Here is a 19,943-nt window from a genome sequence, read left to right as displayed (position 1 = left end):
GGGCGACGATCCGATCCGGGATCGTCAATCCTGCAAGCTTATTTCTCCGCGCATGACGGAAACGCAGCCTCCCGAGATGACGACATCGGTGACGATGCCGCCGGACTTCACGACATCAAGGGTGATGACGCTACGGCGGCCCATTTCGACGCCCTGTTCAATGGTGATGCGGGCGTTCATATCGGCCTCCGGCGCAAGCGAGACGAGATAGGCGCCAAGCGCCGCTGACGCGCTGCCCGTTGCCGGATCTTCGGGTACGTTATCGAGCGGCGCGAACATGCGGGCGCGAATATTCCATGGATTTTCGGCTGTCTTGACATAGAGGAAGAGCGAGAAGTCGTGGCCGCTCGTCGTCTGGCGGCCGGCAGCTGCCTGAAACCCGGCAAGGTTCGGGCGGGCGGCGGCCAGCGCTTCGAGCCCGTTCAGCTCGGCAACGGCGAAGTTCAGGCCGACCGAGGCAAAGACCGGGGCATGGGTGGTGCTGACGATGACGCCAGGGTCGAGCGAGACGCAGCCGGCGACGGTTTCCTCGGCAATGGGATCGCCGATCGCCAGTGGCTGCGGTGCGCGGATGGCGGCGCCGCTGCGTTTCAGGCTGACTTCGACGATGCCAGCCTTTTCCTCGAAGCGCAGCGTATCGCCGACCGACTTGCCGAAGATCTCCGCCTGCTGGCCGAGCACATAGGCGGTGCCGACGTTCGGGTGGCCGGCGAAGGGTATTTCCATCGTCGGGGTGAAGATGCGCACGCGGGCGGAATTCTGAGGGTCTTCCGGCGGAAGGACGAATGTGACTTCGGAATAGTTGAACTCGGTGGCGATCTTTTGCATCGCCGCATCGCTCAGACCGCGGGCATCGGAAATGACGGCAAGCGGATTGCCCTCGAAGCGGGTGGAGGTGAAGACATCGACGGTGACGTAGGAGAGGGTGTTCATAGCGGTTCCTGTTGTGACAGGCCGCTATGAGTAATCACGGTTTTTCGCGGAACGAAGCGGTTTCTTGTCGCCGTGACAATGGGAGGAAGGAGAGAGGGAATGGGCAGGGGCGGCTACGCTGCTTTTGCCGCCCCTGCCCAGTCCTAAGCGTTGTTAATCAGGCGGCCTTTTCCAGGTCCTTCTTCCAGTTGCCCTTGGCGGCGAGGCTGTTCATCTCGGCGCGGTGGGTGAATTCGCGCTGGCCGGCGGCGACGTTTTCCTGTTTGCCGTTCCAGGCCTTGAGCGCGCTGTCCTGCAGGGCGCGGCCGTAGGAGAAGGTGACGAACCAGGGCAGGTCTCCGGTGGCATTGATCGCCGAAAGGTGGGCTGTTGCTTCTTCGGTCGTCTGGCCGCCGGAGAGGAAGGCGATGCCGGGAACGGCTGATGGAACGGTCGCCTTCAACACCTTGACGGTGCGTTCGGCAACTTCAGCGACCGAGGCCTTGCGGGCGTTCTTGCCGTCGATCACCATGTTCGGCTTCAGGATCATACCTTCGAGGTTGATGCGGGCATCGGCGAGTTCCTCGAAGACGATGCGCAGCGTGAACTCGGTTACTTCGGCGCAGCGGTCGATATTGTGGTCGCCCGGTTTGCCGTCCATCAGGCATTCCGGCTCGACGATCGGAACGATCCCGGCCTCCTGGCAAAGTGCGGCATAACGAGCAAGCGCCTGAGCGTTGGCGCGGACGGAACCGCGAGTCGGCAAGGTCGACGAGATGGCGATGACGCCACGCCACTTGGCGAAGCGGGCGCCGGCTTCATAATATCTGGCAAGTCGCTCGCCGAGGCCATCGAGGCCTTCGGTGATGGTTTCAGCGGGATATTTGGCCATCGGCTTGGCGCCGGTATCGACCTTGATGCCGGGAATGGCGCCGGCAGCGCGGATGATATCAACGAAAGGCGTGCCGTCCGCGGCCTTCTGGAACAGGGTCTCTTCGAAGAGGATGACGCCGGAGATATATTTCTTCATCGCTTCGTCGGAGCGGAAGAGCATTTCGCGATAGTCGCGCCGGCTGGTTTCGGTCGATTCGAGATTGATCGCGTCGAAACGCTTCTTGATGGTGGAGGTCGATTCATCGGCGGCGAGCAGCCCCCGGCCGCCCGTAACCATCTGCACTGCAATGTCTTCCAGTCGTTCGCTCATTTCGTTCTCTCCACAACAATAAACATCGGCACTTCAGGAATATAGAACGCGGATAACAGAAGTTTATAGGGAGGAAAATGGAAGGCTAAGTCATTGAAACGATTGAATTCAATTCAATCGTTTGAAAGTTGGGATTTTTTTCGTCCTCTGAGCAAAAGACCGCAGAAGCTTCTCTTCTTCCGCGGTCTATCCACATGTAAAATCTGCGAAATCAGTCTTGCGGACTACCTACAGCGCCGCGCGTCTTTCAGACGCGCAAAGGACGCTGAAGCACTTTGAATGGCTGCATAATTATGTCCTTAAATCGGTTCCGATTTAAGGAATTATGCAGCAGCAGCGTTGAGGACCGCGACGCCGGGAAGCTCTTTGCCTTCCATCCATTCGAGGAAGGCGCCGCCGGCGGTCGAAACATAGGTGAAATCGTCGGCAACGCCGGCATGGTTGAGCGCCGAGACCGTATCGCCGCCGCCGGCAACGGAGGTGAGCTTGCCGGCCGCAGTACGCCCAGCGGCGTATTTCGCGGCAGCGACGGTTGCGGCATCGAAGGGTTCGATCTCGAAGGCGCCGAGCGGGCCGTTCCAGACCAGGGTTGCAGCGCGCTCGATCCAGGCGTTGATGGCCTCGACGGATTTCGGGCCGACATCGAGCACCATGGCATCGGCGGGAATGGCGTTGATATCAACCGTCTCGTTGGCGGCGCCCGCCTTGAATTCCCGGGCGATCACACCATCCTCCGGCAGGATGATGGCGCAGCCGGCGGTGGCGGCCTCGATCATGATCTGCTTGGCGGTTTCTGCGAGATCATGTTCGCAGAGCGACTTGCCGACATTGGTGCCGCGGGCGGCAATGAAGGTATTGGCCATGCCGCCGCCGATGACGAGCGCATCGACCTTCTTCACAAGGTTCATCAAGAGGTCGATCTTGGTCGAGACCTTGGCGCCGCCGACGATCGCGACGACAGGGCGAGCCGGATCGCCGAGACCCTTTTCCAGGGCCTCCAGCTCGGCCTGCATGGTGCGGCCGGCATAGGCCGGCAGGTGGTGGGCAAGACCCTCGGTCGAGGCATGGGCGCGGTGGGCGGCCGAGAAGGCGTCGTTGACATAAATATCGCCGTTGGCGGCAAGCGCCTTGGTGAAGTCGGGGTCGTTCTTTTCCTCGCCTTTGTGGAAGCGGGTGTTTTCCAGAAGCAGGATATCGCCGTCATTCATCACGGCAATGGCGGAGGCGGCGGCCTCGTCAATGCAATCGGAGGCCGTCAGCACGGCATGATCAAGCACTTCCTCGACGGAAGGGGCGATCAGTGACAGAGACAGCTCCGGCGAAGGGCCCTCCTTCGGCCGGCCAAAATGGGCCAGCAGGATCACCTTGGCACCCTTTTCGGACAATTCCAGGATCGTCGGCGCCACACGCTCGATGCGCGTCGTATCGGTGACCTTGCCGTCTTTCACCGGGACGTTGAGGTCGACGCGGACGAGAACGCGCTTGCCGCGGATGTCGGAAAGATCGTCGAGGGTCTTGAAAGAAGGCATGGGGAGGATCCTGTCGTGGTTGGCGAAAGTTGCGCCGAACATAGCAAGGATCATTCGAGACGCAAGGCGTTCAACGGCCGTTTTCGTGTGTGCCTTCGTCGCGTCCGGCCGGCGCTTTCGGCGTGCTTTCGGAGGTCTTGGTTTCCCGGATCCGGCGTCCCTTCAGTCGGTCGCGGATGCGCTGGGTGATGTCCTTGAGATTGATGAAGATCGGCAGGGTGATCGCCGGTTCGACTGCTTCGAGCGACATGCCGACGGAGGTGATGTGGTCGTGCTCGTCGAGATCGCGGACGATGAGGATGATCGAGCCGAGGCGGACGCGGTCGGCATAATCGGCCTTGCCGCCGAGGCGCTGCCGCATCAATTCGGCGATTGTCAGGCCCTTTTCGGATTCGTTGAGCAGGCCGGGGCCATAGGCGGCGTCGAGATCGGCGGCGGGGCGGGCGGGGGAGAGCGCGAAGGCTCCGAAAAATTCGGCATCGTCGTCATCCACCGGCGCCCGGCTGGCGAAGAGCCGGTCGAGCAGGCGGGAATAGCTGGGCACGATGAAGAGGTAGACGAGATCGTGCTCGCGCAGCCGCCCTGCATATTGGTAGCGCATCGACTTGCCGTCGCGGATGACGAGCGAGGGTGTCGCCCAGCGCGGAATACGCTCGCCGCGCAGCACCGGGCTATCCTTGATGACGCGGTAGGAGAGCAGCTCGTGGTTGGCCGCCCCAGGCAGGTCGACCTCGACCTTGTCGACGGCGCCGATGCGCGGCGGAATGATCAGGCCGAGCTTCTTGGCGACGGGCTTGATCGTCCAGCCCTGGAGGAGCAGCGAGACCAGCACGATGATGAAGGCGGTGTTGAAATAGATCTGTCCGTTCTCGAGCCCGCCGAGGATCGGCATGATGGCAAGCAGGATGGAGACGGCGCCGCGCAGGCCGACCCAAGCAACGAAGCCGATTTCCTGCTGCGTGTAATCGAAGGGAAGCAGCGACAGCCAGACTGCCAACGGCCGGGCGACGAAGATCAGAAAGAGGGCGAGCAGGATGGCCGGCACGATGATGACAGGGAATTGCGACGGCGTGGCGAGCAGGCCGAGCACCAGGAACATGATGATCTGCGCCAGCCAGGTCATGCCGTCCTGGAAGCGTTTGATGGTGCCGATCGCCTGCATCTTGCGGTTTCCGGCGTAGATGCCGGCGACATAGACGGCGAGGAAGCCACTGCCGCCGACCGCGCCGGTGAAGGAGAAGACGAGAAGAGCGAGCGCCAGCACGAAGATCGGCGTCAGGCCACGATCGGTATCGAGCCTGCTGACGATCAGCACGATCATCATGCCGCCGAGCAGGCCGAGAATGACGCCGAGGCCCATCTGCTGCACGAACATGGCGAGCATGCCGATATTGATGCCGGCGTAACGCTCGCCGCTCGCCAGCACCTCGACAAGGGCGATGGTGAGGAAAATCGCCATCGGGTCATTGGTGCCGGATTCCACTTCCAGCGTCGAGCGCACCTTGTCGCGGATGTTGATGCCGCCGATGCGCAGCAGGAAGAAGACAGCGGCGGCATCCGTCGATGCGACGATCGAGCCGAGCAGCAGACCTTCCAGCCAGGTGAAGTTCAACAGCCACATGGCGGCGAAGGCAAAGAGCGAGGCAGTGATCAGCACACCGACCGAGGCCAGCGCCAGAGAGGGTACGGCCGCCAGCCGAAAGGCCTGCATCGGCGTGCCGAAGCCGGAATCGAAGAGGATCACGGCCAGCGCAATGGAACCGAGAATATAGGCAAGGTAATTGTTGCTGAACTCGATGCCGAGGCCGTCGACGCCGGCGGCAAGGCCGATCATCAGGAAGAGCAGCAGCAGGGGGGCGCCGAAACGGAAGGCGAGCAGGCTCGAAAAAGCGGCAAGAAGCACGAGCGCCGTCGAGACCAGCACCACGATATAGAACGCTTCCATGCCCACCCCTTTCCATCGACTGCTTCGCGAACACAGCCGCCCCGGCCGATCCGCCTTATTTCAAACCCTCCCTCACGCGCGCGATCCATCAGTAAACGGCAAAACGTCAGAGAAGGGTAGGCCTTGCGGCTTAACCTCGTCGTGATGCTGCTTCATGCTGCTGAACGGCTGCCGGACGGCCAACCGACACGGAATGCTACGGGAGAAACTCTCTATAAAGAATGTATAGGAAAATCAGGCGAGAGCAGGGCAAAAGAGACAAGCACGGATTTTTCCTGCCGGTATCTGCGAATGGCAACAGGATAAAACACGCTCCTCCGTTCACGCGGTCCGTTTGCCTTGTCCAATGACGGGAAGAATGGATTGCAGGCGCGGATGCGGAGAGCACGGAAAATGAACGCGGAGATTTTTCGATATCGGGTAGGAAATGCCGGCCGCCCAGCGAGAGCAGCCGGCTGTCGTTTTGTGGCGAAAGCGGCCGGCCCTTGCTCTGCTATCCCAACACTGCCTGAAGTAGGACGATGGCGAGAAACGAGAGGCCAATGAACGCGGCAACCCAGATGACCAGACGATTTGCCTTTGCCAGCACGGAAGGTCTGACGTCCCGCTTAGGGTGAAACCGCTGCCGCCGTTTGAGGGTGGTGTGGGACAAGCGTTTTTGTGCCTCTACCATTTATCACCTCCACTTGGCTCATTTTAGCCATTGGGCAGCGCTGTGCATTTCCTCAATCTAGCACGCTTGGCCAGCGGATTGCCAACCCGTGATCCATCCTTGCGGCCAGGGAATTCGTCGACGATGGTTTCGCGCAGGGGCGGCTATCGAATTCGAACCCGAGGCAGCATCAACTGCACCGCCATCCTGTCCTGCGAACGGCGGTGTCATATCGAACCCGCCGCTTCGATATGACTTCGAAACCGGAAAAAGATCCGGATCGCCGGTCAGTCTTCTGTGTCCTCGCCCTCGTCGGTCAGATCCGCGACCGGAACCAGGAACACGACGAACTCGTCCTCGATGGTCCGTTCGGGATCATCATCGAATTCATAGGCGTGCTCGACTTCGCTTGCTTCCTCGGTGGTCGCCTTGCGTAAGCTCAGGGCCGCTTTGCGGTCCCATAGGGGCTTGCCTTCGGATTCCAGGACGGTCAGATCGTCGCGAAAGTCTTCCGCCTCGAAGAAATGCGTCGCTTCCTCGTGATTTTCCGAGCGAAAACTAGCAACGGCGCGGCCGGCGATTTCAACGGTAAAGTAATCCATCCATCTCTCTCATTTTCATGCGGGCGACAGTGCTGCCGCACGGTATTGGCGTGGCCACGCCTGGCCGATGGCCAATGCGCGAGGAAACTGGGCATTTCGAATGTCCAGGGTGACGTATTCTAGCAGATCTCATCCGGGCAATGGACGAAAAGATGCCAATGCCGGAGGGCGGCTTCGTTTGGAGGCACGGCAACAAAAAGCGGCCCGGTTTCCCGGGCCGCTCGCATGTCGATGCCTGAAGAGCGCTCAGATGAGCTTGGCGAAAGCGACTGCTGTGTCGGACATGCGGCTGGAGAAGCCCCACTCGTTGTCGTACCAGGACAGGACGCGCACGAAGCTGCCTTCCATGACCTTGGTCTGATCGGTTGCGAAGATCGAGGAGTGGCTGTCGTGGTTGAAGTCACGGGAGACGAGCGGCTCGTCGGTGTAGCCGAGGATGCCCTTCAGCTTGCCGTTTGCAGCAGCCTGGATGGCTTCGTTGATTTCGCCAACGCTGGTCGCCTTCTTGGCGACGAACTTGAAGTCGACGACGGAAACGTTCGGGGTCGGAACGCGGATCGAAGTGCCGTCGAGCTTGCCCTTCAGATGCGGCAGAACGAGGCCGACTGCCTTGGCAGCGCCCGTCGAGGTCGGGATCATGGAAAGGGCGGCCGCACGGGCGCGATACAGGTCCTTGTGCATCGTGTCGAGCGTCGGCTGGTCGCCGGTGTAGGAGTGGATGGTCGTCATGAAGCCGTGGTCGATGCCGACGGCGTCGTCGAGAACCTTCACGACCGGCACCAGGCAGTTGGTGGTGCAGGACGCGTTGGAGATGACCAAGTGCTCCTTGGTGAGCTGGTCATGGTTGACGCCGAAGACGACCGTCAGGTCAGCGCCATCGGCGGGCGCCGAGACGATGACGCGCTTGGCGCCGGCCGTCAGGTGAGCCGCAGCCTTGTCGCGGGCGGTGAAGATGCCGGTGCATTCCATCGCGATGTCAACGCCGAGTTCGCGGTGTGGAAGCGTTGCCGGATCCTTGATCGCCGTGACCTTGATCGGCTTACCGTTGCCGACGATGATCGAGTCGCCCTCGACCTTCACCGTTGCCGGGAAGCGGCCGTGGATCGAGTCGTAGCGCAGCAGGTGGGCGTTGGTTTCAACCGGGCCGAGATCGTTGATGGCGACGACTTCGATGTCGGTGCGGCCGGATTCGACGATGGCGCGAAGGACGTTGCGGCCGATGCGGCCGAAACCGTTGATGGCAACCTTGACTGTCATGTTCATTCACTCCCGATAGAGTAGGGCCCGATACGTGAGGGCCTGGAATTGAGGAGATGGAGAGCGCCTCAAGGCGCCCTCATTAAAGCTTTGCTTCCGCGGCCGCAACGACGGCGTCGGCGGTGATGCCGAAATGCTTGTAGACTTCCTTGACCGGGCCGGAAGCGCCGAAGCTCTTCATGCCGATGAAGGTGCCTTCCGGTCCGATGAACGCATCCCAGCCTTCGCGAACGGCGGCTTCGACGGCGATCTTGACCGGCGAGTTGCCGAGGATTTCCTTGCGATAGGCTTCCGGCTGCTCGAAGAACAGTTCCGTGCAGGGAACCGATACGACGCGGACGGTGACGCCCTTGGCTTCGAGCGCCGTACGAGCCGCAACGGCGATTTCGACTTCGGAGCCGGAGGCGAAGATCGTCACCTTGGCGTCGGCATTGCCGGCGAGCACATAGGCGCCCTGTTCGCAAAGGTTCTTTTCGCTGTATTCGGTGCGGGCTGCGAGCAGGTTCTGACGCGTCAGAGCAAGGCCCGAAGGACGGTTGTGCGTCTTGATGGCGATCTGCCAGCATTCCGCCGTTTCCGTGGCATCGGCCGGACGGAAGACCATCAGATTCGGGACGGCGCGCAGACCGGCGAGCTGTTCGACCGGCTGGTGCGTCGGGCCGTCTTCGCCGACGCCGATCGAGTCATGCGTCAGGACGTGAATGACGCGGATGCCCATCAGCGAAGCAAGGCGGATCGGCGGGCGGCAATAATCCGAGAAGATCAGGAAGCCGCCGCTGTAGGGGATGAGGCCGCCATGCAGCGCAATGCCGTTCATGGCAGACGCCATGCCGTGCTCGCGGATGCCCCAATGCATGTAACGACCGGCGAAATCCGTCGGGGTGATCGAATGCATCTGGCTGGTCTTGGTATTGTTCGACGGCGTCAGGTCGGCGGAGCCGCCGAGCGTTTCCGGCAGGAAGCCGTTGATGACCTCGAGCGCGTCTTCCGAAGCCTTGCGGGTCGCAACCGTAGGCTTGGTCTCGGCGAGCTTCTTCTTGTATGCGCTGATTGCGGCGTCGAAGCCTTCCGGCAGCTCGCCTGCCATGCGGCGGGTGAACTCGGCCCTGGCCGGAGCCTTGGCGAGGCCGTCTTCCCAGGACTTGACGAGCTCGACGGAGCGGGCGCCGGCTGCACGCCAGCTGTCAAGGACGTCCGACGGGATGACGAAGGCTTCGGCTTCCCAGTTCAGCGCCTTGCGGGTGGCAGCGATTTCCTCGGCGCCGAGCGGGTTACCGTGAACCTTGTGGGTGCCTTGCTTGTTCGGGGCGCCAAAGCCGATGATCGTCTTGCAGGCGATGAAGGTCGGGCGGTCGGACTTGTGGGCAGCTTCGATCGCGGCTGCGATGGCGGCCTGATCGTGACCGTCAATCTCGATCGTGTTCCAGTGAACGGCCTTGAAGCGGGCGATCTGATCGGTGGAATCCGACAGCGACACGGCGCCGTCGATGGTGATCGAGTTGTTGTCCCAGAACAAAACGAGCTTATTGAGCTTCAGGTGGCCGGCGAGCGCGATGGCTTCATGGCTGATACCCTCCATCAGGCAGCCGTCGCCGCAGATCGCATAGGTATAGTGATCCTGGAGATCGGAACCGAACTCCTCGCGCAGCTTGCGTTCGGCAATCGCCATGCCAACAGAATTGGCAATACCCTGGCCGAGCGGACCGGTCGTCGTTTCGATGCCGGTCGCGTGACCATATTCCGGATGGCCGGCGGTCTTCGAACCGAGTTGACGGAACTGCTTCAGATCTTCGATCGTCATGTCAGGATAGCCGGTCAGATACAGCACCGAATAGAGCAGCATCGAGCCATGGCCGGCCGACAGCACGAAGCGATCGCGGTTCGGCCAGTGCGGCTTCTTCGGATCGAACTTCAGATATTTGGTGAACAGGACCGTTGCCACGTCAGCCATGCCCATCGGCATGCCCGGGTGGCCGGAGTTCGCCTTTTCAACGGCGTCCATGGCGAGAAAACGGATCGCATTCGCCATCCGGTCGTGTTGTTCGGGAGAGGTCATGGCTTTTCCGCAAGTTCCGGGTGTCGGGGGATGGCCTCGAGCCTCCAAGACCATCGAGTGAAAGCGGCAGAGACATAGCAGTTGGGACGGGCAAGTCAATAAATGGCAGGCCAAATCCGGGCTGGCAGTGGCGATTTTTGACATTTGATCGCGGGATTGTACAAATGACGAATCTGATACGACGAGCATGTGGAAAACGCTCATCCACAGGATAGGCTGGCGGACAAGTGACAGGATTTATTGACGGGCCGTCGGCGAGCTGCATATCCTTTTGAAATCGCAGGATCGGCGCGGCGTGCCGATTCGCGGATCCTGCGCGGGAATCGGAAAGACATGATGCCCACAGGCAAAACCATGGAAGCAGCGCTCAACGAATTGAGACAGGCGATTTCGAGCCTCGAAAACGCCGTCGACATGCGTGTCGAGCGGCAGCGCGAGCAGGGCGAGATCGAGGGCGAGGTGCGGCGCGTGCACGCCGACCGCTCCCGGCTGGCGCAGGAGCTCGATCAGGCAGAATTCCGTGCCAACCGGCTGGAAGAGGTCAATCGTGAGGTATCGCGGCGGCTGGTGACGGCGATGGAAACGATCCGTGCAGTTCTGGATCGCTGATAGAAAGAGTTGGCATGGCGCAGGTGACGGTAACGATCGACGGCAAGGCCTATCGCATGGCCTGCGAGGAAGGGCAGGAGGATCACCTGACCGATCTCGCCACCCGTTTTGACCGCTATGTCGGCCATCTCAAGGACCAGTTCGGGGAAATCGGTGATCTCAGGATCACCGTCATGGCCGGTATCATGATCGTGGACGAGATTGCCGAACTGACGCGCCGCCTCGCCGGATTGGAATCCGAGCTCGAGTCGCTGCGCGGCAATCGCGATACGGTGCTTGCCGCGACCGCCCGGACCGAAGAAAATCTTGCGGCAGCGCTGAGCGAGGTGTCGAGCCGCATCCGCGGCATCACTGACAAGCTGAATGGCCGGTCCGCTCCCGAATTGAATTGATCTCAACTAAATAGGGGCGGCCTTCCGTCGCCACTGGCGCGTCAGCGCAAACAACCTTATATATCGCCATGCGGTCTGCGCCTCTCGACAGGAACCACAATCCCTGGGGCCATACTCGATCCAAAGGGAGCTGTCCCTGGCCAGGCCCGTGGGCCTGGACACACGGCGCCCACCTACGTTTGTAGGCACCCAGGATCGTAAACATCCATCGGTGGTCGTGGATCGCACCCTTCCCTTTTATTGTCGGCAGGGATCCCGGATATGGCGGGCGAACGCGCGGCTACAGCGCCGCGCGTCTTTTCAGACGCGCAAAGGACGCTGTAGCACTCTAAATTGCTGCATAATTTTATCCTTAAATCGATTCCGATTTAAGGAATTATGCAGAACGCGTCCGCCCTTTTCAGTGCGCGACTACTTCTTCAGGCCTGGAAGGGTGACCTGAAAGACCTGGAACATGGTATCGACGTCGGCACCGCCGTCAGCCTTGTAGGCTGCACCCACCTGGAAACCATCCTGCGTCAAGAAGTCGTTGTCATTGGCGACGAACAGGAAGTAGTCGTCCGGCAGGTTCGGGTCGAGAACGCTCGCAAGCCCCATGGCTTCCCATTTTTCCGACAGATTGTTCTTGTCGTTCGGCGCGCCGTTGTGCAGGCCGAAGCGGGCGAGGTCGGCCTTGTCGTTGAGGTCGATGAAAGGCGTCAGCGTCGCCGGCGTCAGCGAGGGATCGACGACGCCCTTCGGCGCGATCGGCTTGCCGTCATCGAAATCGCTGCCGGCGACGTCGGTGGCGGTGGAAACATCGACGATACCGACCTTGCGGTAGAGCGACGTGTCGCCCTTCAGGCCCTGGCCGTTGCCGCTGTCGCGGGCGAGCATCAGGAAGGTCTTGTCGGACAGGGCGACGATTTCGCTCTCAGCGGCGATCGTCGTCTTGTCCTTGGCGTCCTTGAAGACCGGCAGCGTTACGACATATTCGTGCACCAGTTTCAGATGATCGGGATCGGTGGCGTCATAGATCATGGCGCGGGTACTCTGCCGGGTCGGGCCGGAATCGCCGCCGTCCTGACGCGCCGCCGACTGCAGCACCGCGATGATGAACTTGCCGTCCGGCGTCATCGCCATGCCTTCGAGACCCTGGTTGTTCTGGCGGCCGGTCTCCGGGTCCTTCGGGTCCGGCGCGGATGCACCAGGGCCGGGATTGTTGGAGGCGAAGCTCAGCGCGCCCTTGCGCGTCGGCAGAAGCGCCTTCGGCGGCTGGGTGGCAGACAGCAGGTGGCCGTCGGCCGAGAAGTGATAGATATAAGGGCCGTATTCGTCGCTGACGAACATGGTGCCGTCGGCCATGCGGATGATGGCTTCATTGTCGAGCGCGATCTTGCCGTTCGTCGCCTGCGGCAGCGGCGGAAAATCACCGGCAGCGGGGCGGACGCCAGATTCCGGGTCGAGACCCGTCATGTCGCCACCCTTGTCATCGACGAAGAGTGTGGAATCGACGAGCTTTGCGTCGACGCCAGACTGTTCCTTGCCGGCTTTGGGTGCCGCACCCAGAGCGGTCGGCGTCAGGCCTATCGAGATGGTGTTCAGGCGCGGCCGATAGTCGACGGTGCCGACGGCGTTGTAACCGCGGTCGGGCAGCAGGTAGAGTGTGCCCTTGTAGCTGGCGCCGTCGCGGCTCCAGGCGGTGGGATCGAGTGCCATGCCCGAGCCGGAACCGAAGGTCTCGCCGAATTTGTCACGCTGGTTGGCCGGGATACGCCCGATGCCGACTAGGCCCTTGTTGACGAAGGTGAGGCCACCGACGGTGGCGGAATTCTCGGCCATTGCGACGGCCGGAATGGCGGCGGATGCGGCGAGAACCGCGGCGAACAGCCGCGATGCGTATGGTCTGACATTCTTCATGGAAATACCCTCTCGGTCAAAAGCGCTCTCGAAACGGCTTCCGCCCGCAGGCTGGACACCGCTTCAAATGACACCCCGGCCTGGATTCGATTTCCCGATGGCACAACACGCCTTGGATTTCGTCGCCCCATATCCCCGGCAGACGGTCTATGACGGGATCATGATATCTGGATGACGCTTTTCAACGAAAAGGCCATGCCGGAGAGGATGTCGGGCTTTCGCATGTCCGCATTCCAGCTCGGGCTCTATCCGACCGGATAAGGCCCTTCGGCAAAGACCTCGTCGTGGTAGCCCTTGGAGCCGACATTTAGTGCCAAGGGACTTCGCCACTCCCTGTTGTCGCGAATGCAATCGAGCATGAAACGGAAATCATATCGCGGCTGCCAGCTGAGTTCCCGTCTTGCGCGTTCATTGACATAGACGCGGTCGAGCGCCGGAAACATTTTCCAGCCGCGTGACGCGTAAAGGGCGCCTGCCCCCGGGAACAGTCGTTCGACGACATGAGGCGCGTCGTGCCTGATCGCCGCAAGATCACTTGCCGAAAACGGCGTCGTGGCGGAGACGATGTAGCGGCCAAAGCCGATTGCCGGCGCCTTTTCGAGCGCCAGCAGATGGGCGTCGACCACATCGCTAATATCGACGCGGCGGTGAAGAAGCTCGTTGGCCTGGGCATTCTCTGCCGAATAGCCGTTGCGAATGTCAGGATCGTCGTCATTTTCGGGAAAGAAACGCGACGTCCTGAGAATGACCACCGGCAGGCCGGACTTGCGGGCGAAGAGTTCGCACAGGCCTTCGGCGGCGAGTTTCGTTACGCCGTAGATGTTTCTCGCGACGGGAAGCACGTCCTCGGTCACCCATGCCGCCGGTTCGCCGGCGGCCGGCGTCAGTGCGGCGCCGAAGGTGCTGGTGGTACTGGTGAAGACGAAGCTTGCGACGCCTGCGGCGGTCGCCTCTTCGAGCAGATGCAGAGTGCCGGCGATATTGGTGTCGAGGAAATCGTAATTGCCGTGGGTCGCTACATGCGGCTTGTGCAGCGTCGCGGCATGGATGACGTGGCTGATGCCCGACATCGCCTGACGGACGAAGGCGCGATCACTGATCGAGCCGACCATGTCGGTGAAAGCCGAGGGCTTGATATCGATGCCGCGCACCCAGCGGCTTTCCGCCCTCAGGGTTCGCATCAGCGCCTCGCCGAGATGGCCGGCACTTCCCGTCACCAGTATCGTCATCACATCGTCTCCTGACCGTTCGGCGGCGGACGCTATAAAGACTAAGGTTTCCAGACAACGCATAAATTATGCATGGGAATGCAGGAAAGCTGCAGGCTCAGCCGATGGTCGTGACGAGGCGGCCGGCGCTGCCATCTGAAAGCATGATCCTTTCCCAGGTCACGCGGCCGCGGCGATCGGCAGCAGCGCATTGCCGTTGGCGCCGGTATCGAGGGTCAGCGACGAGAGCCTGCCCTCATGCCAGCCGCGCTTCTCCAGCGAGTGCTCGGCGACGGCGATCTCGGCGGAAGCGTAGGAGAACAGAGAGCGGCCGAGAAAGGCGCCGAGCGGCGCCCGCCATTCCGCCTGCCGCGGGCGGGAGGCGGAGAGCAGCCGGTGGGTGCGGTCGCAGATCAGATGCACCGGCCGGACAGAATCCTCGACCAGCCGCTTCAGCGCCGCATCGACTGCTGCATGTCGCGGTGAGGCGAAAATCCGTTCCAGCTTGACAGCCTGTTCGGGTGATAGGGCGAGCTGATTGCGCTCCCAGCGCGAGACGGTCGCCTGGTTGACGCCGAGGAGCTCGGCGAGATGTTCCTGCTTCATGCTGCGCAGCAGCCGCATGCGGCGTATGCCGGCTCCCGATATTGTCATCTGCCTGGTCCCGTGCCGTTTTTGCCAGCATCAGGCTTCAGCGGACCGGGCGGCAAGGCGGTTTGACGACGGGTCACTATTCGGGCTGACCTTCCAGGTCGCCTTTCAACCGGTCGAGGATAGAGAGCGCATGGCCGGCATAGGCGCTGATCCAGCGGTCATAGATGTGCTTGATCGGCAGGCTGTTCAGGTGGTTCCAGCGCTCGCGGCCCTCCTTCCTGGCGACGACCAGATCGGCCTCCTCCAGCACCTTCAGATGCTGCATCACCGTGCAGCGATCCATCTGCGGAAACATCTCGCAAAGGGTCCCTGTGGTTCGGGCACCATCCTTGAGCAGGTCGAGGATTTCGCGGCGGCGATGATGCGCCAGCGCCTTGAAGACAGGATCATCGGTTGATTCGCTTGACATGTTATGTTTTTATAACATAATGAAGCCAAGCACAACGGAAACAGGCACAATGGAGAAGAGGAGAAGTGTCATGTCTCTCGGAATCCGCGTTTCCGGCCGCATCGGCCGTCCCGTCGCAGAGGTGTTCGATGCTGTCGTCAATCCGAAGAAGCTCAGCAGCTACTTCACCACGATCGGCGGGGCGAGCGCGCCGCTTGTGAAGGGCACGACGGTGACCTGGTGGAAGGATGCGCCGGTCGAGGTGGTCGAACTGGTGCCGGAAAGCCGCATCGTGCTGCGCTGGGATGGCGGCACCGGCGAAGATGAGGCAAGATACAAGACGCTGGTCGAGATGAACTTCAAGCCGTTGGAAGACGGCGGCACCTTGGTGACCATCGCCGAGACCGGCTGGCGCGAAGACGATGCCGGCCGGCGCGGCACCTATCTCAACTGCGAAGGCTGGACGCAGATGCTCTGCTGCATGAAGGCTTTCGTCGAATATGGCATCAATCTGCGCGAGGGCATGTTCCTCAGCGAAATGAAGGGTGAGCCGGCCAGCGCGCCGGACATTTGACAGGACGTCGGTCTCAAGGATCGGTGGCACAATCGTCGCATTCGTCAATATCACCGAGACTTCGCTTGCCTGTCACACTGCGGGTGCTAATTTCCGGATTCGATACTTCATTTCGGTTTCCAGGAGATTCATTATGCAGCTTGGCATGGTTGGTTTGGGCCGCATGGGCAATTATATGGTCCAGCGCTTGATGCGAGGCGGTCATGAATGCGTCGTCTACGACGCCAGGCCGGAAAGCGTTGCCGAGCTTGCGGGCCTCGGTGCGACCGGCAGTACTTCGCTCCAGGAATTCGTCTCGAAGCTCACCCATCCACGCGCTATCTGGCTGATGCTGCCGGCGGCGATCGTCGACAAGGTGCTGGCGAGCCTGATGCCGCTGCTTGAGAATGGCGATATCGTCATTGACGGCGGAAACTCTTATTACCATGACGACATTCGTCGCGGCGCCGACCTCATCACCAAGGGCATCCACTATGTCGATGTCGGCACAAGCGGCGGCGTCTTCGGCCTCGAGCGCGGTTATTGCCTGATGATCGGCGGCGAGAAGGGTATCGTCGAGCACCTTTCCCCGATCTTTGCGACGCTGGCGCCCGGCGTCGGCAAGACGGAAGCCTCGCCGAACCGGAGTGCCGAAGCGGCTGCGGCCAGCACTGCGGAGCAGGGTTACCTGCATTGCGGTCCACATGGCGCCGGTCATTTCGTCAAGATGGTGCATAACGGCATCGAATATGGCCTGATGGCCGCCTATGCCGAAGGTATCAATATCCTGAAACACGCCAATATCGGCGCCGCCTCGCACGTGGCCGATGCGGAAACCGCGCCGCTCGCCCATCCGGAACATTTCCAATATGATTTCAATCTGCAGGATGTCGCCGAAGTCTGGCGCCGCGGCAGCGTCATCACATCCTGGCTGCTCGATCTCACGGCCGATGCGCTGCATGCCGATCCCGCACTTTCGAAATATGCCGGACGCGTCTCGGACAGCGGCGAAGGCCGCTGGACGATCATGGCGGCAATCGACGAAAGCGTGCCGACGCCGGTGCTGAGCGCTGCACTCTACGGCCGCTTCGCCTCGCGCGACAATGACGAATTCGCCAACAAGGTGCTGTCGGCGATGCGCGCGGGCTTCGGTGGCCACGTGGAAAAACCGGTCACGAAACCCTGAAGGCGAGCGACTTCACTCACCGTTCCGACAAAGTCGTCATCCTGAAATAGCGAGCGCGGCGTTTCGTTTCGAGGAGGCGGCGACGTTAACCTTTCCTAGCCATCAGTATGGTTTTCCTACTGCTTGCTGGCGGCAACGGTCGCGAGTATCCATTGCAAAATGTCGGCGCTGCTTTGCACAAGCGACCGACATTTCATTGGAGGCGGTCATGGAGCGTGGCATGGCAGGGGGCTTGAAGGCCGTCATATTCGGCATACTGGCATTGCTTGCGCTTTTTTCGGCGGTTTCGCCTGGCTTTTCCCAGACGCCGCCAGCGCAAGTGCCGGCCGCGGCCACCCCGCCGGCCGAGGTGCGTGAGATGATGGAGCTCATGCAGACTCCTCAGGTCAAACAATGGATGTCGACGCAAATGGCTGCAGCGCCCGTGAGCGATTCTGCGGCCAGCGATCAGATGTCGGTGCTGTCAGGTCTGCTCCAGCACGCCCGCCGGCACGTCTCGATGGTCTCCGATGCGGCGATGACGCTGCCCTCGCAGGTCGGCCATGCTTCCTCGCTGTTCTTCGGTGAAATCGCCGCCACCGGCTGGTCGCGCATGGTGGCGCAGTTTCTGGCGATTTTCCTGCTCGGCACCATCGTCGAGCGCATTGCCCGCTATGCCTTCCGCCGCCGCCGCCAAGCGGCGCAGATGGCGGGCATGCATCTCGCCCCGCGCGTCATCCCGGCGCTGATCTTCGCTGTGGCGACGGCGCTTGCTCTTCTCAGCGTCAGCTGGCCGCCGGTCAGCCAGAGCATCGCGATCGTTTGCGTTGTCGCGCTTGTGGTCCAGCGCTTCACGATTTGCCTCGGCGGCGTACTGGTCGATCTCATCGGGCTGGCGCGGGTGGAGGAGGAACGGCAGGGTATCACTGATCCGATCATGCCGGCGCGCGCGGTCGCATTCTTCTGGTATCGGCGCTGCGCGACTTTCGTCATCTATTTTATTTTCGGCTGGGCGGTGATCCAGTCGATGGAGCCGCTCGGTTATTCCCCGAGCGTGCGGCTCCTCGTCGGCTACATCCTGGGCATCGGCCTGCTGTTGATCGCCATCGAGGCGGTCTGGTCGCGGCCGCACAAGGACGAGAAGCGCGGTCACGGGACCTCTTGGGCGCTTACCGTCTATTTCCTGTTGCTCTGGAGTATCTGGGTCGCGGGCTTCAACTGGCTGCTCTGGCTCGGCATTTATGTGCTGCTGCTGCCGCGCGTGCTTGCGGTCTCGACGATTGCGGTAAAATCGCTGCAGCAGACCGAAGCGAGCTTCCTTGCCACGCGCCGCATTGCAGCCGTGCTGCTCGACCGCGGCGTGCGGGCGCTGATCATTGCCGTAGCCGCCATCTGGCTTGGGCATATGCTCGGCGTCGGTGCCGATACCATGGCCGCGGGTGAAACGATGATCGACAAGATCGCGCGCGGCGTGATCGGCGGCATCGTCATCCTGCTTGCCGCCGATCTGCTCTGGCATGTCATCAAGGCCTATATCAACGGCAAGCTGCTCGATTCATCCGTGGATGGCGGAGCAACGGACGAGGAAAGGGCCAAACGCGCACGGATACATACGCTGCTGCCAATCTTCCGCAATATTCTCGCCGTCGTCATTGCCGTCATTGCCGTTCTGATGGTGCTCTCCGGCCTCGGTATCGAGATCGGGCCGCTGATCGCCGGCGCCGGTGTCGTCGGCGTCGCGGTCGGTTTCGGCGCGCAGACAATCGTCAAGGACGTCATCAGCGGCATGTTCTATCTCTGGGACGATGCCTTCCGCATCGGCGAATATATCGAAAGCGGCAGCCACAAGGGCGTGGTCGAGGCCTTCAGCCTACGCTCGGTGAAGCTCAGGCATCATCGCGGGCCGCTGACGACGGTGCCGTTCGGCGAACTCGGCGCGGTGAAGAACCTCAATCGCGATTGGACGATCGACAAGATCAGCCTCAACGTCAAATACGACACCGATCTCGTCAAGGCGAAGAAGGTGATTAAGCAGATCGGCCAGACGCTGCTCGAAAATCCGGAATTCGGTCCTCATATCATCGAGACGCTGAAGATGAAGGGTGTCGAGCAGTTCGGCGAATTCGCGATCGAAATCCGGCTGTCGATGATGACGAAGCCCGGCGAGCAATTCGTCATCCGCCGCAATGCGCTGGCGATGATCCGCAATGCGTTCCAGGAAAACGGTATCGAATTCGCCGTGCCGACGGTGCAGGTGGCGGGCGACCGCGACGCGGAGGTGGATGCTGCCGTCGCGCGCTACGCCGCGCATGCGCGGGCGGGCGGCGAGCCGGCGGCATGAACCGCCTCACATCGCGCCGGCGGCTGCAATCAGCAGGCCGCCGATGATCGCCATGTTGGTTTTCCAGGTATTGATCGCGCTGTCGCGCGCCGTTCCCTGCATGTCCCAGAAATTCAGCAACATGACGGTGGCGGCCAGCGTGAAGATGATGAGACCGAATGCCGCTGCCGCGACAAAAAGGCCGAGCATCAGCAGGATGCCGGCGACGATCTGGAACATGCTGCCCAAGACCAGTACCCATTTCGCAAAAGGGACGCCGCGGGTTTCGATCGCCTCGGTCAGCGGCACGATGACAAAAAAATGATGAATGCCGCCAGCGACATAGAGGCCGCCCAGCAGCAGACGTCCGAGGGCAAGCATCACGAAGGCCGGACCATCCTGCATATCGAACCGTTCTCCCGCGTCTCAACTCTCCGTCGAGCGCAAGGCTCTTCCGAAGCTTACGAAAATGCAATGTGCTGCGACGCCCGTCTGCGCAAATTCGCCCCAATTGGGGATGATTGAGGCGCAGGCGGCGGGGCTGGGGTAGCAGCGGCATGGCTTCATAGAGCTTATATGCCTCTCATGTTACGTCTTT

18 protein-coding genes, 1 other RNA gene and 1 pseudogene are annotated in these 19,943 nt (G+C 61.4%); 6 read left to right on the top strand and 14 right to left on the bottom strand.

The annotated features are described in order from the left end of the window. Window positions 1-24: 24 nt before the first annotated feature. The 8 genes from ELH03_RS17880 to tkt all read right to left on the bottom strand — a co-directional run bounded on the left by ELH03_RS17880 (window position 25) and on the right by tkt (window position 10,157). Window positions 25-933 carry a PhzF family phenazine biosynthesis protein gene (locus ELH03_RS17880; protein ID WP_128403682.1) on the bottom strand — a complete coding sequence of 303 codons (909 nt, stop codon included), beginning with the start codon at window positions 931-933 and terminating at the stop codon, window positions 25-27. A 157-nt stretch (window positions 934-1,090) separates the two neighbouring features. After that, window positions 1,091-2,116: a class I fructose-bisphosphate aldolase gene (locus ELH03_RS17875; RefSeq protein WP_128403681.1), complete on the bottom strand. Its 1,026-nt coding sequence runs from the start codon at window positions 2,114-2,116 to the stop codon at window positions 1,091-1,093. A 323-nt stretch (window positions 2,117-2,439) separates the two neighbouring features. After that, window positions 2,440-3,645 (bottom strand): phosphoglycerate kinase, encoded by a 1,206-nt coding sequence (locus ELH03_RS17870; RefSeq protein WP_197729999.1) that lies wholly within the window; start codon window positions 3,643-3,645, stop codon window positions 2,440-2,442. Between the two features lie 70 nt (window positions 3,646-3,715). Further along, a complete protein-coding gene (locus ELH03_RS17865) occupies window positions 3,716-5,590 on the bottom strand; it encodes a potassium/proton antiporter (protein ID WP_128403679.1) in 1,875 nt (624 codons plus the stop codon). 493 nt (window positions 5,591-6,083) lie between these two features. Continuing rightward, on the bottom strand, window positions 6,084-6,263 hold the full coding sequence (locus tag ELH03_RS17860; protein WP_128403678.1) for a hypothetical protein: 180 nt from the start codon (window positions 6,261-6,263) through the stop codon (window positions 6,084-6,086). A gap of 266 nt (window positions 6,264-6,529) precedes the next feature. Beyond that, window positions 6,530-6,844, bottom strand: a complete 315-nt coding sequence (locus ELH03_RS17855) for a hypothetical protein (RefSeq protein WP_003552580.1) — start codon at window positions 6,842-6,844, stop codon at window positions 6,530-6,532. A gap of 246 nt (window positions 6,845-7,090) precedes the next feature. After that, window positions 7,091-8,101 (bottom strand): type I glyceraldehyde-3-phosphate dehydrogenase, encoded by a 1,011-nt coding sequence (gene gap / locus ELH03_RS17850; RefSeq protein ID WP_026188518.1) that lies wholly within the window; start codon window positions 8,099-8,101, stop codon window positions 7,091-7,093. 82 nt (window positions 8,102-8,183) lie between these two features. Further along, window positions 8,184-10,157 (bottom strand): transketolase, encoded by a 1,974-nt coding sequence (tkt, locus tag ELH03_RS17845; protein WP_128403677.1) that lies wholly within the window; start codon window positions 10,155-10,157, stop codon window positions 8,184-8,186. A gap of 333 nt (window positions 10,158-10,490) precedes the next feature. On the opposite strand from tkt, the gene ELH03_RS17840 reads away from it, so the two are divergent. The 3 genes from ELH03_RS17840 (at window position 10,491) to ssrS (ending at window position 11,386) form a co-directional block, all read left to right on the top strand. Then, window positions 10,491-10,766, top strand: a complete 276-nt coding sequence (locus ELH03_RS17840) for a DUF4164 domain-containing protein (protein ID WP_012758879.1) — start codon at window positions 10,491-10,493, stop codon at window positions 10,764-10,766. 14 nt (window positions 10,767-10,780) lie between these two features. Further along, window positions 10,781-11,158: a cell division protein ZapA gene (locus ELH03_RS17835; RefSeq protein ID WP_128403676.1), complete on the top strand. Its 378-nt coding sequence runs from the start codon at window positions 10,781-10,783 to the stop codon at window positions 11,156-11,158. 69 nt (window positions 11,159-11,227) lie between these two features. Then, a non-coding RNA gene (gene ssrS, locus ELH03_RS17830) (6S RNA) lies at window positions 11,228-11,386 on the top strand. Window positions 11,387-11,569: 183 nt separating this feature from the next. Here the strand turns inward: ssrS and ELH03_RS17825 are convergent. From ELH03_RS17825 to ELH03_RS17810, 4 genes and pseudogenes are all read right to left on the bottom strand, one after another. After that, complete coding sequence (locus ELH03_RS17825; protein ID WP_130766548.1) at window positions 11,570-13,057, bottom strand: esterase-like activity of phytase family protein; 1,488 nt, start codon at window positions 13,055-13,057, stop codon at window positions 11,570-11,572. 245 nt (window positions 13,058-13,302) lie between these two features. After that, a complete protein-coding gene (locus tag ELH03_RS17820) occupies window positions 13,303-14,286 on the bottom strand; it encodes an NAD-dependent epimerase/dehydratase family protein (protein WP_130766547.1) in 984 nt (327 codons plus the stop codon). A 97-nt stretch (window positions 14,287-14,383) separates the two neighbouring features. After that, window positions 14,384-14,919, bottom strand: a pseudogene (locus ELH03_RS17815) (helix-turn-helix transcriptional regulator). A gap of 76 nt (window positions 14,920-14,995) precedes the next feature. Further along, complete coding sequence (locus tag ELH03_RS17810; protein WP_128403672.1) at window positions 14,996-15,328, bottom strand: ArsR/SmtB family transcription factor; 333 nt, start codon at window positions 15,326-15,328, stop codon at window positions 14,996-14,998. 70 nt (window positions 15,329-15,398) lie between these two features. Between ELH03_RS17810 and ELH03_RS17805 the strand changes: the two genes are divergently transcribed. Together ELH03_RS17805 and gnd are read left to right on the top strand one after the other, a co-directional pair. Beyond that, window positions 15,399-15,881 (top strand): SRPBCC domain-containing protein, encoded by a 483-nt coding sequence (locus tag ELH03_RS17805; RefSeq protein ID WP_018481020.1) that lies wholly within the window; start codon window positions 15,399-15,401, stop codon window positions 15,879-15,881. A 133-nt stretch (window positions 15,882-16,014) separates the two neighbouring features. Then, entirely contained in the window at window positions 16,015-17,046 is a 1,032-nt protein-coding gene (gene gnd / locus ELH03_RS17800; RefSeq protein ID WP_130766546.1) for a phosphogluconate dehydrogenase (NAD(+)-dependent, decarboxylating), read from the top strand. Between the two features lie 102 nt (window positions 17,047-17,148). Here the strand turns inward: gnd and ELH03_RS37975 are convergent, their stop codons facing one another. Then, on the bottom strand, window positions 17,149-17,418 hold the full coding sequence (locus tag ELH03_RS37975) for a hypothetical protein (RefSeq protein WP_233942496.1): 270 nt from the start codon (window positions 17,416-17,418) through the stop codon (window positions 17,149-17,151). On the opposite strand from ELH03_RS37975, the gene ELH03_RS17795 reads away from it, so the two are divergent. Further along, the gene (locus ELH03_RS17795; protein ID WP_497006778.1) at window positions 17,309-19,366 is read left to right on the top strand and encodes a mechanosensitive ion channel family protein; all 2,058 of its coding nucleotides are present in this window, start codon (window positions 17,309-17,311) and stop codon (window positions 19,364-19,366) included. The two genes, ELH03_RS37975 and ELH03_RS17795, sit on opposite strands and share 110 nt — an antisense overlap. Window positions 19,367-19,372: 6 nt before the next feature. On the opposite strand, the gene ELH03_RS17790 is transcribed toward ELH03_RS17795, so the two are convergent. Beyond that, the gene (locus tag ELH03_RS17790; RefSeq protein ID WP_065278036.1) at window positions 19,373-19,750 is read right to left on the bottom strand and encodes a DoxX family protein; all 378 of its coding nucleotides are present in this window, start codon (window positions 19,748-19,750) and stop codon (window positions 19,373-19,375) included. Window positions 19,751-19,943 lie beyond the last annotated feature (193 nt).

This window comes from Rhizobium beringeri (genome assembly GCF_004306515.1).
Taxonomy (GTDB): domain Bacteria; phylum Pseudomonadota; class Alphaproteobacteria; order Rhizobiales; family Rhizobiaceae; genus Rhizobium; species Rhizobium beringeri.
Note: the sequence above shows the minus strand (reverse complement) of the source record. Positions and strands in the feature narration are given on the sequence as shown.